This is a genomic window from Alloalcanivorax marinus (assembly GCF_016906305.1).
In the GTDB taxonomy this organism is placed as follows: Bacteria; Pseudomonadota; Gammaproteobacteria; order Pseudomonadales; family Alcanivoracaceae; genus Alloalcanivorax; species Alloalcanivorax marinus.
The window spans coordinates 1-15,339 of record NZ_JADDOL010000023.1 but is presented as its reverse complement, the minus strand read 5'-3'; the positions used below and the strand labels follow the sequence as shown (position 1 = coordinate 15,339).

15 protein-coding genes are annotated in these 15,339 nt (G+C 67.4%); 8 read left to right on the top strand and 7 right to left on the bottom strand.

Features of this window, described 5'->3' with window-relative positions; translation table 11 throughout:
• The first annotated feature begins 25 nt into the window (after positions 1-25).
• Entirely contained in the window at positions 26-571 is a 546-nt protein-coding gene (locus IM760_RS15990; RefSeq protein WP_204431254.1) for a gamma carbonic anhydrase family protein, read from the top strand.
• Here the strand turns inward: IM760_RS15990 and IM760_RS15985 are convergent.
• The 6 genes from IM760_RS15985 to IM760_RS15960 form a co-directional block, all read right to left on the bottom strand.
• Positions 555-1,541 (bottom strand): lipid A deacylase LpxR family protein, encoded by a 987-nt coding sequence (locus IM760_RS15985; protein ID WP_204431253.1) that lies wholly within the window; start codon positions 1,539-1,541, stop codon positions 555-557. The genes IM760_RS15990 and IM760_RS15985 overlap by 17 nt on opposite strands.
• A 184-nt stretch (positions 1,542-1,725) precedes the next feature.
• On the bottom strand, positions 1,726-2,547 hold the full coding sequence (gene aroE, locus IM760_RS15980; protein ID WP_204431252.1) for a shikimate dehydrogenase: 822 nt from the start codon (positions 2,545-2,547) through the stop codon (positions 1,726-1,728).
• Positions 2,544-3,452 carry an oxygen-dependent coproporphyrinogen oxidase gene (gene hemF, locus IM760_RS15975; protein WP_204431251.1) on the bottom strand — a complete coding sequence of 303 codons (909 nt, stop codon included), beginning with the start codon at positions 3,450-3,452 and terminating at the stop codon, positions 2,544-2,546. Before hemF ends, aroE begins: the two co-directional genes overlap by 4 nt.
• A gap of 20 nt (positions 3,453-3,472) precedes the next feature.
• The gene (gene tsaC, locus IM760_RS15970; RefSeq protein ID WP_204431250.1) at positions 3,473-4,018 is read right to left on the bottom strand and encodes an L-threonylcarbamoyladenylate synthase type 1 TsaC; all 546 of its coding nucleotides are present in this window, start codon (positions 4,016-4,018) and stop codon (positions 3,473-3,475) included.
• A 58-nt stretch (positions 4,019-4,076) separates the two neighbouring features.
• Entirely contained in the window at positions 4,077-5,144 is a 1,068-nt protein-coding gene (gene dprA / locus IM760_RS15965) for a DNA-processing protein DprA (RefSeq protein ID WP_204431249.1), read from the bottom strand.
• 28 nt (positions 5,145-5,172) lie between these two features.
• Positions 5,173-6,261, bottom strand: a complete 1,089-nt coding sequence (locus IM760_RS15960; protein ID WP_204431248.1) for a LysM peptidoglycan-binding domain-containing protein — start codon at positions 6,259-6,261, stop codon at positions 5,173-5,175.
• A gap of 167 nt (positions 6,262-6,428) precedes the next feature.
• Here IM760_RS15960 and def point away from each other — a divergent pair, with 167 nt between their 5' ends.
• The 6 genes from def to IM760_RS15930 all read left to right on the top strand — a co-directional run bounded on the left by def (position 6,429) and on the right by IM760_RS15930 (position 13,404).
• The gene (gene def / locus IM760_RS15955) at positions 6,429-6,938 is read left to right on the top strand and encodes a peptide deformylase (protein WP_204431247.1); all 510 of its coding nucleotides are present in this window, start codon (positions 6,429-6,431) and stop codon (positions 6,936-6,938) included.
• Positions 6,935-7,891, top strand: coding sequence for a methionyl-tRNA formyltransferase (gene fmt / locus IM760_RS15950; protein ID WP_204431246.1), 957 nt, complete (start codon positions 6,935-6,937; stop codon positions 7,889-7,891). The genes def and fmt overlap by 4 nt, the downstream gene beginning before the upstream one ends.
• Positions 7,884-9,227, top strand: a complete 1,344-nt coding sequence (gene rsmB, locus IM760_RS15945) for a 16S rRNA (cytosine(967)-C(5))-methyltransferase RsmB (RefSeq protein ID WP_204431245.1) — start codon at positions 7,884-7,886, stop codon at positions 9,225-9,227. The genes fmt and rsmB overlap by 8 nt, the downstream gene beginning before the upstream one ends.
• Entirely contained in the window at positions 9,224-10,600 is a 1,377-nt protein-coding gene (gene trkA, locus IM760_RS15940) for a Trk system potassium transporter TrkA (RefSeq protein WP_204431244.1), read from the top strand. Before rsmB ends, trkA begins: the two co-directional genes overlap by 4 nt.
• 9 nt (positions 10,601-10,609) lie before the next feature.
• Positions 10,610-12,061 (top strand): TrkH family potassium uptake protein, encoded by a 1,452-nt coding sequence (locus IM760_RS15935; protein ID WP_204431243.1) that lies wholly within the window; start codon positions 10,610-10,612, stop codon positions 12,059-12,061.
• Between the two features lie 83 nt (positions 12,062-12,144).
• Positions 12,145-13,404, top strand: coding sequence for an MFS transporter (locus IM760_RS15930; protein WP_204431242.1), 1,260 nt, complete (start codon positions 12,145-12,147; stop codon positions 13,402-13,404).
• A gap of 60 nt (positions 13,405-13,464) precedes the next feature.
• Here IM760_RS15930 and IM760_RS15925 read toward each other — a convergent pair whose 3' ends face one another.
• A complete protein-coding gene (locus tag IM760_RS15925) occupies positions 13,465-14,613 on the bottom strand; it encodes an alkane 1-monooxygenase (RefSeq protein ID WP_204431241.1) in 1,149 nt (382 codons plus the stop codon).
• A 129-nt stretch (positions 14,614-14,742) separates the two neighbouring features.
• Here IM760_RS15925 and IM760_RS15920 point away from each other — a divergent pair.
• A partial coding sequence (locus tag IM760_RS15920) for a GntR family transcriptional regulator (RefSeq protein WP_204431240.1) occupies positions 14,743-15,339 on the top strand: 597 nt, incomplete at its 3' end.

Here is a 15,339-nt window from a genome sequence, read left to right as displayed (position 1 = left end):
AACGGAAACGTTCAGGAGTAGTGAAATGGGGATTCGCCCCTTCAAAGACAAGGCGCCGACCCTGGGTGAACGGGTCTGGGTGGACCCGGCCGCCACCGTGATCGGTGAGGTGGAACTGGCCGACGACGTATCCCTGTGGCCGGGCGCGGTGGTGCGCGGCGACATGCACCGCATCCGCGTGGGCGCGCGCACCAGCGTGCAGGATAACGCGGTGCTGCACATCACACACGCCTCCGAGTTCAATCCTGGCGGTTTCCCGCTGGACATCGGCGAGGACGTGACCATCGGCCACCAGGCGATGCTGCACGGCTGCACCGTGGGCGACCGGGTGATGATCGGCATGCAGACCATGATCATGGACGGCGCGGTGGTGGAAAGCGACGTGATGCTGGCCGCCGGCAGCCTGGTGAGCCCGGGCAAACGGCTGGAATCCGGCTGGCTGTATCGGGGTCGCCCGGCCCGCCCGGTGCGCGAGCTCACCGAGCAGGAGTTGCGTTTTCTGCCCTACGTGGCCGGCAACTACGTCAAACTCAAGGACGATTACCGGGCGGAAGCTAGATCGCCCACATAAACGACAGGTTGCCGAAGCTGAGCGGGTCGTTGCTGTCGCGCAGCGGCGAGGTGGAGGTCTGCAGCGTCATGGTGAAGCTGAAGCCGTCGTTGCGCAGGCCGAAGCCACCAATGGCGGTGCCGGTGAAGTCGCGGGCTTCGATGTCGTAGGGCCCGGCGTGCTCCTCGATGTAGGAGTAACCGGTGTACTGACCGGCCAGACCCAGGAAAAGCTCCCAACCGAAGCCGCGGCGGTCGAACAGGCCCACCAGGGAGCCGGCGGTGCCGATGCCGGCGTAGTCGGGAATGAAATTGCCCGGCAGGTTGCGCCCGAAGCGCACGAAGCCGCCGGCCTGGGCATGGCCGTCAAAGTTGTTGGCGTCGATGCCCCAGGCGGTGCCCAGCTCGGTTTCATAGCCGTGGTCGCCGGTGTGCCGGAACAGCCGGTGGGCCTGTATGAACCAGGCGCCGCCGATGGTGTCCGGTCCCAGCTGGTTGTCCCAGCCCTCGGGCTCGTTGGAGCCGACCACCCGGTGCACGAACTTCTGGCTGTTCTCGGCGCCGGAATCCGGCCCGACCACACCCACGCGCAGACCGTAGCCGTACAGATTGCGCTGGTCCCAGCTGAACAGACCCACTTCCAGATTGGCGTAACCCACATAGGGCAGGTCGTTGTAGTCCGGCGTGGTCCGCTCGATGTCCGAGGGGGTGATCATGATCTGCTCGAGGCTGACGGTCAGCGCATGGCGTTCGTCGGCGGCGGAAATGCCGGGTAGCGGATCCAGGGTACGGGCCACCGCGCAGGTGGCGCCGCCGTTGTGCTCGCAATCGTCCTGCCCGTCGCCCACCCAGCTGAACCGCACCCCGTTGGTGTAGTTCTTGTCCTGGCCGAGAAACAGGTCGTTGTCCCACGAGAAGCCGAGCGTATCGGCCTGGCCGAAGGTCGGACCCAGCAGGCCGGCCAACATCATCGTACCCAACAGTGCACGCATTGGTGAATCTCCACGAAACGCAAACGGGCAAGCACACCGCTCGAACGGCGCGAAAAACAAAATCAGTCAGGCGAAAAAAGCGGCCGCCCCGGCGACCGCCGGCGAATATTTCACCGCGTCCTTGCCGCCGCCACCAGCGGCGCGACGACAAAAGTTGTAAAACCGCGCGGCGCCCGGGGCGGGCTCAGCCCTGCTGGCGGCGCAGATCGGCCAGCACCGGGGCGGTGTCCGGCCGGTGGCCGCGCCATACCGCGTAGGCCTCCGCCGCCTGCTCCACCAGCATGCCCAAACCGTCGCACACCGCCGCGGCCCCGGCCTGTTCCGCCCAGCGCAGGAACGGCGTGGGCTCGGCGCCGTAGACCATGTCGTAGGCCACGGTGGCGTCACCGATCAGCCCGTCCGGCAGCGACGGCATCTCGCCGTGCAGGCCGGCGGAGATGGCATTGATGATCACGTCGAACGGCCCGGTCAGGGTATCCAGAGCACTGGCGAACATCGGCACGCCGAGGCCGGTGAACCGCTCCACCAGGGTGTCCGCCCGGGCCACCGTGCGGTTGGCGATCACCAGCTCCGCCGGCGCCTGCGCCAGCAGCGGGCCGAGCACGCCGCGTACCGCGCCGCCGGCGCCCAGTACCAGCAGGCGCTTGCCTTGCAAGGCCCAGCCCTGATTGCGCCGCAGATCCGCCACCAGGCCGGCGCCGTCGGTGTTGTCACCGTGCAGCACCCCGTCGCGGCGCCACAGGGTGTTCACCGCGCCGGCCTGGCGGGCCCGCTCGGTGAGTTCGCCGCACAGGGCGTGGGCCTCTTCCTTGAAGGGCACGGTCACATTGGCGCCGCGCCCGCCGGCGTCGAAAAACGCCGCCACCGCGCCGGCAAAGCCGTCCACCGGCGCCTCGATGCGTTGGTAGGTCAGGTCCTCGCCGCGCTGGGCGGCGAAGGCATGGTGGATGTCCGGCGACCGGGAATGGCTGACCGGATTGCCGAACACCGCGTAGCGATCAGTCATAGCCACTCCCGATGGATCAGAAACTTCTCGTACAGCTCGGCTTCCGGGCTGCCCGGGTCCGGCCGCCAGTCATAATCCCAGCGCACCAGGGGCGGCAGGGACATGAGAATGGATTCGGTGCGCCCGCCAGACTGCAGACCGAACAGCGTGCCCCGGTCGTAGACCAGATTGAATTCCACGTAGCGGCCGCGCCGGTAGAGCTGGAAGTCCCGCTCGCGCTGGCCGAAGGGCAGGGCCTTGCGGCGCGCCACGATCGGCCGGTAGGCGTGGATGAAGGCCTCGCCGATACCGCGCGTCAGCGCGAAGCTGTCCTCGAAACCGAGGCGATTGAAGTCGTCGAAGAACAGGCCGCCCACGCCGCGCGGTTCGTCCCGGTGCTTGATGAAGAAGTAGTCGTCGCACCAGGCTTTGAACTCGGGATAGAGCCCCTCGCCGAAGGGCGCGCAGGCGTCCCGGGCGGTGCGGTGCCAGGCCACCGCGTCCTCCTCGAAACCGTAAAAGGGCGTCAGGTCGAAGCCTCCGCCGAACCACCACACCGGCGGCTCGCCCTCCTTCTCGGCGATAAAGAAGCGCACGTTGGCATGGCTGGTGGGCACATAGGGATTGTGCGGGTGGATCACCAGGGACACGCCCATGGCCTGGAACGAACGGCCGGCCAGTTCCGGCCGGTGGGCCGAGGCGGACGGCGGCAGGCGGGCGCCGAACACATGGGAAAAGTTCACCCCGGCTTTTTCGAACACGTCGCCGTCCGCCAGCACCCGGCTGCGGCCCCCGCCGCCCTCGGCCCGGTCCCAGGCGTCCTCGATAAAACGGCCGCCGCCGTCCTCGGCTTCCAGCTCGGCGACGATCCGGTCCTGCAGTTCCAGCAACCAGGCTTTCACGGCGTCCGGGGACACGTCTTGCATCTTGCTCGCTCCTTCAGGCACTAGCGCAGCACGCGGCCGCTTTGCAGATCGATGATGGCGGAGGGCCGACCGCGCGGGTCGGTGTCGCCGGTGACCACGAAGTCCACGTCCCGGCCCAGATGGCGGGTGGCCAGAAAGCGGTTGCGCGCGGACGGACGGCCGGCGCGGTTGGCACTGGTGGACACCAGCGGCGTGCCCAGCCCCCGGGCCAGGGCCAGGGCCACGGGATGCGGGCCCACCCGCACCGCCACCTTATGGTGGGCGCCACGGATCCAGGCCGGCACCCGCTCGGTGGCCGGCAGCAGGTAGGTCACCGGCGCCGGCCAGGTGTCGGCCAGCTGGCGGCGCTGGGCGTCGTCCAGCACCACCAGGTCGTCCAGCTGCCGCAGATCGGCGGCCAGCAGGATCAGGCCCTTTTCCACCGGCCGCTGCTTGATCGCCAGCAACCGGCGCACCGCCGCTTCGTCGAACGGGTCGCAGCCGAGGCCATAGACGGTTTCCGTGGGGTAGGCGATGACCCCGCCGGCGCGGAGGATGCGGAGGGCCGTGTCCAGGTGCTGATTCATGGGTCGCGGGCATCGGTAGTCAGGGACCGGGCAAGGATACCGATTGCCGTGGCCGACGTCAGTCCCGGGACGGCGCGGTGCGCGCCGTGTAACCGCCGGCCACTCGCTGCACGCGGCCTTCCAGCTCCAGTTCCGCCAGCTGATCGGCCAGCTCGGCCATGGCCAGGCCGCTGCGCCGGCACAGGGCATCCAGGTCGTTGACGCCACCGGTGAAGTGCCGGAGCAAGCCGCCGGGGCGCGTGGTATTGAGCGCCGGGCTGTGTTCCACGGTGCGACGAAAATCACCGAACGCGGCCAGCACGTCGTCCACGCTTTCCAGCCAGTTGGCGCCGTCCCGCAGCAGCCGGTGGCAGCCCTTGCTGAGCGGGTTGTGCAGCGAGCCCGGCACCGCGAACACCTCGCGGCCCTGCTCGGCGGCGGTGCGGGCGGTGATCAGGGAGCCGCTGCGCAGGGCCGCTTCCACCACCACCGTGGCCAGGCTGAGGCCGCTGATCACCCGGTTGCGCAGGGGAAAATGCGGGCCCAGGGGCCCGGCACCCGGAGCGAACTCGGTGACCAGCGCACCGCCGCCCTGGACAATGCGTTCCGCCAGGCCCGCATGGCGCGCCGGGTAAATCCGGTCCGGCCCGCAGCCCAGCACCGCCACGGTGGTCCCGCCGCCGGCCAGAGCACCCTGATGGGCCGCCCCGTCCACGCCCAGGGCCAGGCCGCTGGTCACCGTGAAGCCGGCCCCGGCGAAGGCGCGGGCGAAACGGTGCGCGTTGTCGAGGCCGTCGGCGCTGGCGTGACGGGCGCCCACCAGCGCCAGCTGCGGCGCCGACAGCACCGCCGGGTCGCCGCGCACCGCCAGCACCCCGGGGGCGTCCTCCAGGTCCGCCAGCAGCGGCGGATAGTCGTCGTCACCCAAAGCCAGCCAGCGCCAGCCGTGGGCGGCCAGGCCGTGCAGTACCGGCGCCAGGGTCTCGGGGTCACGCAACAGACGGGCGTCGCCGGCCGGCGGCAGATGTTTCAGATAATCGAGCGGCCGGTGACGGTCCGGGGATCGTTCCCGCAGCGCCCGGCCAAGCCGGCCGGAGGCGGGGGAAAAGGCGGCGGCCAGGGCCAGCCGTTTGAGTTGAGGGTCCATCGCGCACCTCCCTGTGCGCGCCGGGAGGTCAGTAACTGCCCTCCGGGCTTTCCACGATGTCTTTCATGTAAATGGGCCGAACCGATTCCATGATCAGGCCGTAGCTGACCTTTTCGTACACCCGGAACAGCACCAGGGTGCCGGAGCGGGAGCGGGGCAGGCGCACCATTTCGTCACGCTGGCGGTCGCGCACCAGCTCGCCCTGCTGGAAGATGTCCAGCACGTGACCGGGCTCCATGCCGTCGCGCTCGCCCTTGTTGATCACCACCACGTCGTTGCGGGCCACACTGTTGATGCGGTCGAAGAAGCGGATGATGTGGCCGGTGGTTTTCTCCGCCGGCGCGTGCGGGTACAGCACCGCCCGCACCAGCCGGTCCGGCTGCGGGAACAGGCGGTCGTCCACGCGCACGTCCTCCGACGAGCGCACCACCTTCATGGTGACCATGTCCTCATCGTGGGCGGTGATGGTGGCCAGGCCGATCTGGCGGGCCTCGTAGCCCAGCACCTCGTCGGTTTCCGGGTCCACGTACTCCTCGCCGACCCGGTAGATGCCGAAGCGCGGCGGGGCGTTTTCGAACTGATCGTCCGGATCACGGGCGTAGACGGTGTCGCCCATGCCGTACACCACCCGGCGGTCCTGGCCGCCCACCACATAGGGGGCGTCCTTGATCTCGGCCCGCGTTACCACCAGGGCTTCCTTCAGGTAGCTCTGAATGGCGTTCATGGGAATCGCGGGGATGGCGCTGTCGCGGTCCAGCTCCCGGGCCCGGGGCGTCAGTTTGACGGTGCCGTCGGCCAGTTCGGTGCGGCTGTTGCCGTCGCGGCGCACCGTCAGGCGCGGCTCGCCATCGGTCCACAACAGGCGGATTTCATCGCCGGGATAGATCAGATGCGGGTTGTCGATCTGAGGGTTGTCGTGCCAGAGTTCCGGCCACTGCCAGGGGTTCTCCAGGAAGCGGGCACTGATGTCCCACAGGGTGTCGCCCTTTTTGACGTAGTAGACATCCGGATGCCCGTCGCGCAACTGGACGGTATCGGCCACCACCGCGGAGGCGATGGACCCCATTCCCAGACACAGGACCCCCAGACACAGGATTCGCCGCAGCGATTTCATCATCAGCGGATTCCTTTTATCATTATCGGCGTCCGCGAGAAGGCGGACGCACCCCCGGATCGAGCACAGTCGTTCTCGGATATTAGCAACGCGATCATAGATTTAGCAACCGAATTTAAAGCAGCTTCGCAAGTAGCTGTTCGTCCGTAAAAGAGACCCACGGGAGCCCCATGGCAAAGCTGGAGATACTGGAATTTCCCGACCCACGGCTTCGCACCGTAGCAAAACCGGTGGAGCAGGTGGATGACGCGCTTCGCAAACTGATCGACGACATGATCGAGACCATGTACGACGCGTCCGGTATCGGCCTGGCGGCCACCCAGGTCAACGTGCACCAGCGGCTGCTGGTGATCGACGTGTCCGAGGCCCGCGACGAGCCCCTGGTGTTCATCAATCCGGAGATTACCCCGCTTACCGAGGACCTGGCCCCCTACGAGGAAGGCTGCCTGTCGGTGCCCGGTTTCTACGAGGAAGTGCAGCGCCCGGCCAAGGTGCGCATCAATGCCCTGGACCGGAACGGCGAGCCCTTCGAGATCGTCACCGACGGCATCCTGGCCACCTGCATCCAGCACGAGATCGACCATCTGGACGGCAAGCTGTTCGTCGATTACGTGTCGCGGCTGAAGCGCGACCGGATCAAGAAGAAACTCCAGAAAATCCACCGCCAGAACGCCGGATGAGCACTTCCCCTCTCCGACTCGCGTTCGCCGGCACCCCGGATTTCGCCGCCGTCAGCCTGCAGGCGCTGATCGACGGCCCCCATGAGATCGCCGCCGTACTCACCCAGCCCGACCGGGGTGCCGGGCGCGGCAAGAAGGTGGTGCAAAGCCCGGTGAAACAGCTGGCGCTGGCCCACGACCTGCCGGTGCTGCAGCCGGAATCCCTGAAAGGCGATGAGATTCAGCGCCAGATCGCCGACCTGGACCTGGATGCCCTGATCGTGGTGGCCTACGGCCTGATCATTCCCCGCGCGGTGCTCGACCTGCCTCGTCTCGCTTGCGTCAACGTGCACGGTTCGCTGCTGCCGCGCTGGCGCGGCGCGGCGCCGATCCAGTGGGCGATCGTGGCCGGCGACACCGAGACCGGCAACACCATCATGAAGATGGACGCGGGCCTGGACACCGGTCCCATGCTGCTCGGCGAGGCGCTGACCATCGGCGATCGGGAGACCGGCGGCGAGCTGCACGACCGCCTGGCCGCCCAGGGCGCGCGCCTGCTGGCCACCGTGCTGGACGATCTGCCCGGCCACCTGGCACGGGCCGAGCCCCAGCCCGAGGACGGCGTCACCTATGCACACAAGCTGAGCAAGCCCGGCGCCCGCATCGACTTCGGTCTGCCGGCGCGGGGCATCGTCAACCGGGTGCGCGCCTTCAACCCCTGGCCGGTGGCCTGGGTCGAGCTGAACGGCCAGCCGCTGCGCATCTGGGGCGCGGAAGAAGCCCCCGAAGCCGGCGACGACGAGGCCGAGCCGGGGCGCATTCTCACCGTCGGCGACGACGGTCTGCTGGTGGCCTGCGGCGACGGCGCCGTGCGCCTGACCCGGCTGCAGTTGCCCGGCAAGAAATCCCTGACCGTGGCGGAAATCCGCCGCGGCCATCCCGATCTGTTCCAACCAGGAGCCTTCCTTGGCTGAAAGCCCGGATCCCCGCCTGGCGGCGGTGCGCGCCCTCAACCGCGTACTGCCCGGCCAGGGCGATGGCGCCAGCCTGCGCGAAGTGCTGCGCCGGGGCGTCCCCGACGGCAGCGCCGGCGGCCTCACCCGCGACCTGTGCTTCGGCGTGTGCCGCTACCTGCGCCCGCTCAATCAGTGGCTCAACGACCAGCTCGACAAGCCCCTCAAGGCCAAGGCCCAGCCGGTGCGGCTGGCGCTGCTGTGCGGCATCTATGAGCTGTGGTTCAGCGAGCGGCCGGCCCACGCGGTGGTCAACGCCTACCCGGAACTGTGCCGGCGCCTCAAGGCCGGCTGGGCCAGCGGCCTGGCCAACGCGGTGCTGCGCAAGGCCGACCGCACCGACGCCGCCACCGTCTTCGCCGACTACCCGCCGGCGGTGGCCGGCTCCCTGCCGGACTGGCTGTGGCGCCAGCTCCAGGAAGACTGGCCGGCGCAGGCCGATGAGCTGGTCCAGGCCAGCCTGGCGCCGCCCCCCTTCACGCTGCGCGTGGACCGCCGGCGGCAGACTCGCGAGCAGGCCGTGGCATTGCTGGGCGACGGCGCCCGCCCCGGCGAACTGGCGCCCTGGAGTCTGTACCTGAGCCCGCCGCGCCCGGTGACGGCGTTGCCGGACTTCGAGACCGGCGCTTTCTCGGTGCAGGACGAAGCCGCGCAACTGCCGGCGGAATATCTGAACGTGCCCGCCGGCGGCCGGGTGCTGGACGCCTGCGCCGCGCCCGGCGGCAAGACCGGCCAGATTCTGGAAGCGTTCCCGGACGCCCGGGTCACCGCTCTTGATCTGGCGGAAGGGCGCCTGGCCCGCGTGCGCGACACCCTGGCGCGGCTGGGCGTGGAGGCCGACCCGCGCGTGGGCGACGCCGCCGACCCGAGCGGCTGGTGGGACGGCGAACCGTTCGACGCCATCCTGCTGGACGCGCCCTGTTCCGCCACCGGCATCCTGCGCCGCCAGCCGGACGTGAAGTGGCACCGGCGCCGGGCGGACATCCCGCCGCTGGTGGATTTACAAGCGCGGATGCTGGATGCACTATGGCCGCTGCTACGGCCCGGGGGCCGGCTGGTGTACGCCACCTGCTCGGTGCTGCGCGCGGAGAACGACCAGCAGGTGGACGCGTTTCTGGCGCGCACCGACGACGCCCGGGACCGCACGCCACGGCCGGACACGGCGGTGGCGGTAACGGCGGGCTGGCAATTGCTGCCCCGCGACGGTGGCCCGGACGGCTTCTACCTGGCCTGTCTGGATAAAGCGAGTCCGGACCAGGGCGGCCCCAACAAGAAGGCGATCAATCCCGGATCATGAAGATCATCATTCTCGGTGCCGGCCAGGTGGGCGGCACCCTGGCGGAGAACCTGGCGGGGGAACGCAACGACATCACCGTCATCGATATCGACGGCGAGCGGTTGCGGGAGCTGGGCGACCGCCTCGACATCGGCACCGTGCAGGGGATGGGCTGTTACCCCTGGGTGCTCAAGGATGCCGGCGCCGAAGACGCCGACATGCTGATCGCGGTGACCAATTCCGACGAAGCGAACATGGTCGCCTGCCAGGTCGCTTACACCCTGTTCCGCACCCCCACCAAGATCGCCCGTATCCGCTCCGCCAATTACACCGCCCGCGGCGACAAGCTGTTCAACGAAAGCGCCATTCCCATCGACGTGATCATCAGCCCCGAGCAGGTGGTCACCGACTACATCAAGCGGCTGATCGAACACCCGGGCGCGTTGCAGGTGGTGAACTTCGCCGGCGGCCGGGTGCAGTTGGTGGCGGTGCGCGCCTATTACGGTGGCCCGCTGGTGGGCAACGAGCTGCGCGAACTGCGCAAGCACATGCCCAACGTGGACACCCGGGTGGCGGCGATCTTCCGCCGCAACCGGCCGATCATTCCGGAAGGCAATACGGTGATCGAGGCGGACGACGAGGTGTTCTTCATCGCCGCCAAGAACGACATCCGCGCGGTAATGAGCGAGCTGCGCCGCTTGGAGCACAATTACAAACGGGTGCTGATCGCCGGCGGCGGCAACATCGGCTACCGGCTGGCCAAGAGCATCCAACACCGCTACAACGTGAAGCTGATCGAGCGTTCGCCGCAGCGCGCCGAGTGGCTTGGCGAGAAGCTGGACCACACCGTGGTGCTGCAGGGCCTGGGCACCGACCGGGATGAGCTGCTCAAAGCCAACATCGAAAACACCGACGTGTTCTGCGCGCTGACCAACGACGACGAAGCCAACATCATGGCCTCGCTGCTGGCCAAGCGGTTGGGCGCGCGCAAGGTGATGACGCTGATCGCCAACCCGGCCTACGTGGATCTGGTGCAGGGCCACGACATCGACATCGCCATCTCGCCGCAGCAGTCCACCATCGGCAGCCTGCTTACCCATGTGCGGCGGGGCGACGTGGTCAACGTTTACTCCCTGCGCCGCGGCGCGGCGGAGGCCATCGAGGCCATCGCCCACGGCGACGCCAAGTCGTCCAAGGTGGTGGGCCGCGCCATCGAGGACATCGACCTGCCGGAGGGCACCACCATCGGCGCCATCGTGCGCGGCGAAAAGGTGCTGATCGCCCACGACGATCTGGTGATTGAGCCGGACGACCACGTGATTCTGTTCCTGATCGACAAACGGCGGACCCGCGACGTGGAGAAGTTGTTCCAGGTCGGGTTCACCTTCTTCTAGGGCCGGCCGATGCATTTCGCGCTGATTTCCAAGGTGCTCGGTCTGCTGCTGGTGGTGTTCAGCTTCACCATGATGCCGCCGGTGGCGGTGGCGTTTTTTTACGGCGACGGCACCGAAGGGCCGTTTCTGACCTCGTTCTGCATTTCCCTGCTGCTGGGCCTGACCCTGTGGCTGCCGTTCTTCCGCCACCGCGCCGAGCTGCAAACCCGCGACGGCTTTCTGGTGGTGACCCTGTTCTGGTCGGTGCTGGGCCTGATCGGTGCGCTGCCGCTGCTGATCTCCGACGCGGTGCCGGTGGGCTTCACCGACGCGGTGTTCGAGTCCGTATCGGGGCTGACCACCACCGGCGCCACCATTCTGTCCGGCATCGACAACCTGCCACCGTCGGTATTGTTCTACCGCCAGCAGCTGCAATGGCTCGGCGGCATGGGCGTGATCGTGCTGGCGGTGGCGATTCTGCCCATGCTGGGCATCGGTGGCATGCAGCTCTACAAGGCGGAAATCCCCGGCCCCATGAAAGAGGCCAAGCTGACCCCGCGCATCGCCGAGACCGCCAAGGCCCTGTGGTACGTGTACCTGGCGATCACCGTGGTCTGCGCGCTGGCCTACTGGGCCGCCGGCATGACCCTGTTCGACGCCATCTGCCACAGCTTCAGCACCGTCTCCACCGGTGGCTTTTCCACCCACGACGCCTCCATGGCCTACTGGGACAACGCCGCCATCGACTGGGTGGCGACGGTGTTCATCCTGATCGGCGGCGTCAACTTCGCGCTGCACTTCGCCGCCTGGCGCAGCCGCTCGCTGCTGACCTTCGTGCGCGATCCGGAATTCCGCTTCTTCATGGGCCTGATGCTGCTCTACATTCTGCTGGTCGGGTTCGGGCTGATGGTGTTCCACGTCCACGACCCGGCGGACCAGGCGTTCCGCCATGCCGCCTTCCAGGTGGCCTCGTTCGGCACCGGCACCGGGCTGACCAGCACCAATGCCGCCGCCTGGCCCGGCTACATCCCCTATCTGCTGGTGCTGATCAGCTTTATCGGCGGTTGCGCCGGCTCCACCGGCGGCGGCATGAAAGCGGTGCGCGCCGCCCTGGTGGCCCGCCACAGCCTGCGTGAGCTGCGCCGGCTGATCTATCCCAATGGCGTGTTCGCGCTGCGCTTCGGCAAGCACGTGGTCAACGACCGGGTGCTGCAGGCGGTGTGGGGCTTCGTCGGCGTGTACATCACCATCTCGGTGATCTTTACCCTGCTGTTCACCGTCACCGGCATGGACCTGACCACCGCCGTCAGCGCCGTGGCCGCCTCCATCAACAACCTGGGCGTGGGCATCGGCCAGGTGGGCGCCGGCTTCGCCAACATCACCCCGGAAGCCAAGTGGATGATGACTCTGCTGATGCTGCTGGGCCGGCTGGAGATCTTTACCTTCCTGGTGCTGTTCACGCCGCTGTTTTGGAAGCAGTAGGCCTGGAAACAGTAGGTCGGGAACTTGACCCAATCACCGGAAGGTGATTGATTGAGCGGCCCTCCGCCCGCCACAGGTCCCGCATGACGGTTTCCGATCCGGCCACGGCCGTCTACCGCCAACCCGGTTTCGTTCCCTTTCTGGTCGCCCGGCTGTTCGCCTCGGCGGCCATGCAGATCCAGGCCATCATCGTCGCCTGGCAGGTCTACGCCCTGACCCGCGACCCGCTGTCGTTGGGCTATGTGGGGCTGGCCCAGTTTCTGCCCATGGTGGTCCTGTTGCTGCCCGCCGGCGACCTGGTGGACCGCCTCGACCGGCGCCTGCTGCTGCATTTCAGCTGGGGCGTGCAGGCGCTGTGCAGCGCCCTGCTGATGGTACTGTCCTGGCGCGCCGACACCGACGTCCGGCTGTTCTATGCGGTGCTGGTGCTGTTCGGCGCCGCCCGCGCCTTCACCGGCCCCACCCTGCAAAGCCTGCTGCCGCAGATCGTGCCGCGCGGCCTGCTGGGCAAGGCCATCGCCCTGAACTCCTCGATCATGAAGATCGCGGTGATCGGCGGCCCGGTGGCCGGCGGTCTGCTCTACCCGCTGGGCCCGGTGGTGGCCTACTGCGTCACCCTGAGCCTGTTCGTGCTGGGTGTGCTGATGCTGTTCGCGGTGCGCCTGCGTTACCGGGGGGATCCGGCACCGGCGGAAGCCAGCGCCTGGCGGCGCTTTACCGCCGGCATTCTCTACATCCGCCACAAGCCGGTGATTCTGGGCATTATCTCCCTGGACCTGTTCGCGGTGTTGTTCGGTGGCATCACCGCCTTGCTGCCGGTGTACGCCGAGGAAGTGCTGAACGTGGGGCCGGAAGGGCTGGGCGCCCTGCGCAGCGCCATCGCCGCCGGCGCCTTCGTGATGGGGCTTTATCTGGGCATGCGCGCCATCCAGCGCCGGGCCGGCCTGGTGATGTTCGCGGCGGTGGCGGTGTTCGGCGTGGCCAATATCGTGTTCGCCCTGTCGCGGGAATTCTGGCTGTCGTTCGCGGCCCTGTTCGTGGCCGGCGCCGCCGACATGATCAGCGTGTACGTGCGCCTGACCCTGCTGCAGCTGGCCACCCCGGACGCCATGCGCGGCCGCGTCAACGCCGTGAACATGCTGTTCATCGGCGCCTCTAACGAGCTGGGCGAGTTCGAATCCGGGGTCACCGCGTCCTGGTTCGGCACGGTGCCGGCGGCGGTGATCGGCGGGGTGGGCACCCTGGCGGTGGTGGGCCTGTGGATGAGCGCCTTCCCGGCGCTGCGCAAGGTGGACCGCATCGAGGACGTGGCGGCGGACGCCCCGCCCCCCACCAAACCGTAGGAGCGGCGGTCCCGCCGCGATCCGGCGCGCGCCCCATGGGCCGCGCCGTCGCCACGCCCCTCAGGCGATGTTGTTGACCCGGCGTCCATCGCGGAACAGCTGATCCATCTCGCCCTCGTAATAGGCTTCCACCCGCGGGTTCATCACCTTCTTCCACAGCGGCGGCACCAACGCCAGCACGTACATGGCCGCGTACCCGCCCGGCAGCTGCGGGCTCTCGTCGTAATGACGCAGCACCTGATAGCGGCGCTTGGCGTAGGCGTGATGGTCGCTGTGCCGCTGCAGCTGGAACAGGGCCAGGTTGGTGAGCAGGTAGTTGGAATTCCAGCTGTGCGCCGGCGTCACCCGCTCGTAGCGGCCGTTGTCCTTGACCCGGCGATGCAGGCCGTAGTGCTCGATGTAGTTGATCACTTCCAGGGTGAAGGCGGCCACGAAGCTCTGCGCCACGAAGAACAGCACGCCCATCCAACCGAACGCCAGCCCAAAGGCCACCGCGAACAGCGCGGAAATGGCATACCACCAGATCAGCTCGTTGTGGACGCTCAGGTTCTTCTTACCCTTGCGCTCCAGGTACTGCTTCTCCAGCTTCCAGGCGTTCAGGAAGTTGTGCTTGAACGCATGGGGCAGGAATTCATAGAGCCCCTGGTTGTACTGGGAGGACGACGCGTCCTCCGGCGTGGACACGTGCACATGGTGGCCGCGCACATGCTCCACCTTGAAGCCCGCGTAGGTCACCGACGACAGCAGCAGCCCGCCCATCCAGTTCTCCAGCTTGGGGTCCTTGTGCACGAACTCGTGGCCCAGGTTGATGGCGATGATGCCGCCCACGGTGCCGATGGAAATGATCCAGCCCAACTGGCCGAACCAGGAATAGTCGTTGTTCACGAACACCCAGCCGGCGAAGAACAACACCGCCAACCACAGGAAACCCATGAGGAACAGGGAATAGGTGTAAAGCCGCTCCTGGCTGAGCGACGGCACCTGCACCTCCTCATCCGGGTTGGACGGGTCCTTGCCGATCAGATAGTCCAGCACCGGAATGATGCCGAACACCACGAAGTAGATGAACCAGGCCCAGTAATCCTGGGTCCCGGCCTCGCGCCCGATAAAGGCACTCATCGGCAACAGCGGCAGCACCAGAGCCCAAAAGGCCAGATACCCCCATTTTTTTATTTTCAGCATGGTATCGGAATGCATGTTGGCGAACATGATGGTCTCCCGTGACGTTGTCAGTCCTCGATGGCAACATTAGCACCCTTTCTTGAATTGTCAAACAACTCAATTAGTGACACAGGACCGCCCCGGGCGGATAATGGCCGCCACCCTCAGGAGGAAACGATGTCGTTGAAAGCCGTCAGTCTCAGTGAACAGATCGCCGATCACCTGGGCGAACGGATCGTGCGCGGGGAACTGGCCCCGGGCACCAAACTGCCCGAAGCGGAACTGGCGAAAAGTCTGGATGTGAGCACTAACTCACTGCGAGAGGCTTTCAGGCTGCTGGAAAAGCGACACCTGATCGAACTGCAACCCCGGCGCGGCGCGCGGGTCTGCGAGGTCACGGAAAGCGAGGTCCGCGACCTGTACGACTTTCTCTTCCTGCTGCTCTCCCACATGGCCGCCCGCGCCGCCCGCGACTGGCAACCCGGCCAGATCGAGGACCTGGCGCAAATGCTGCCCGAACTGGAGCGATACTTTCAGGCCGACGACCTCCCCGGCGCCCACCAGGTGGCCTTCCGCTTCGTGGAACTGGCCACCCGCCGCTTCGCCGACAACCGCTACCTGGCCGCCGACATCGAGGACCTGGTGCCCCTGCTCAAGCGCTTCTCGTACATCGCCCTGCAGGAAGAAACCACGGAATTCGACGTCTCCCTGAAAATCTTGGGTATCCGGATTATCTGGTTGGTATGCGAGAGAGAAAGGTGGCCGACAAACTCA

Coding starts and splice junctions, on each gene's coding strand:
- IM760_RS15990 (WP_204431254.1), top strand. CDS start 26: ATGGGGATTCGCCCCTTCAAAGACAAGGCGCCGACCCTGGGTGAACGG.
- IM760_RS15985 (WP_204431253.1), bottom strand. CDS start 1,541: ATGCGTGCACTGTTGGGTACGATGATGTTGGCCGGCCTGCTGGGTCCG.
- aroE (WP_204431252.1), bottom strand. CDS start 2,547: ATGACTGATCGCTACGCGGTGTTCGGCAATCCGGTCAGCCATTCCCGG.
- hemF (WP_204431251.1), bottom strand. CDS start 3,452: ATGCAAGACGTGTCCCCGGACGCCGTGAAAGCCTGGTTGCTGGAACTG.
- tsaC (WP_204431250.1), bottom strand. CDS start 4,018: ATGAATCAGCACCTGGACACGGCCCTCCGCATCCTCCGCGCCGGCGGG.
- dprA (WP_204431249.1), bottom strand. CDS start 5,144: ATGGACCCTCAACTCAAACGGCTGGCCCTGGCCGCCGCCTTTTCCCCC.
- IM760_RS15960 (WP_204431248.1), bottom strand. CDS start 6,261: ATGATGAAATCGCTGCGGCGAATCCTGTGTCTGGGGGTCCTGTGTCTG.
- def (WP_204431247.1), top strand. CDS start 6,429: ATGGCAAAGCTGGAGATACTGGAATTTCCCGACCCACGGCTTCGCACC.
- fmt (WP_204431246.1), top strand. CDS start 6,935: ATGAGCACTTCCCCTCTCCGACTCGCGTTCGCCGGCACCCCGGATTTC.
- trkA (WP_204431244.1), top strand. CDS start 9,224: ATGAAGATCATCATTCTCGGTGCCGGCCAGGTGGGCGGCACCCTGGCG.
- IM760_RS15935 (WP_204431243.1), top strand. CDS start 10,610: ATGCATTTCGCGCTGATTTCCAAGGTGCTCGGTCTGCTGCTGGTGGTG.
- IM760_RS15930 (WP_204431242.1), top strand. CDS start 12,145: ATGACGGTTTCCGATCCGGCCACGGCCGTCTACCGCCAACCCGGTTTC.
- IM760_RS15925 (WP_204431241.1), bottom strand. CDS start 14,613: ATGTTCGCCAACATGCATTCCGATACCATGCTGAAAATAAAAAAATGG.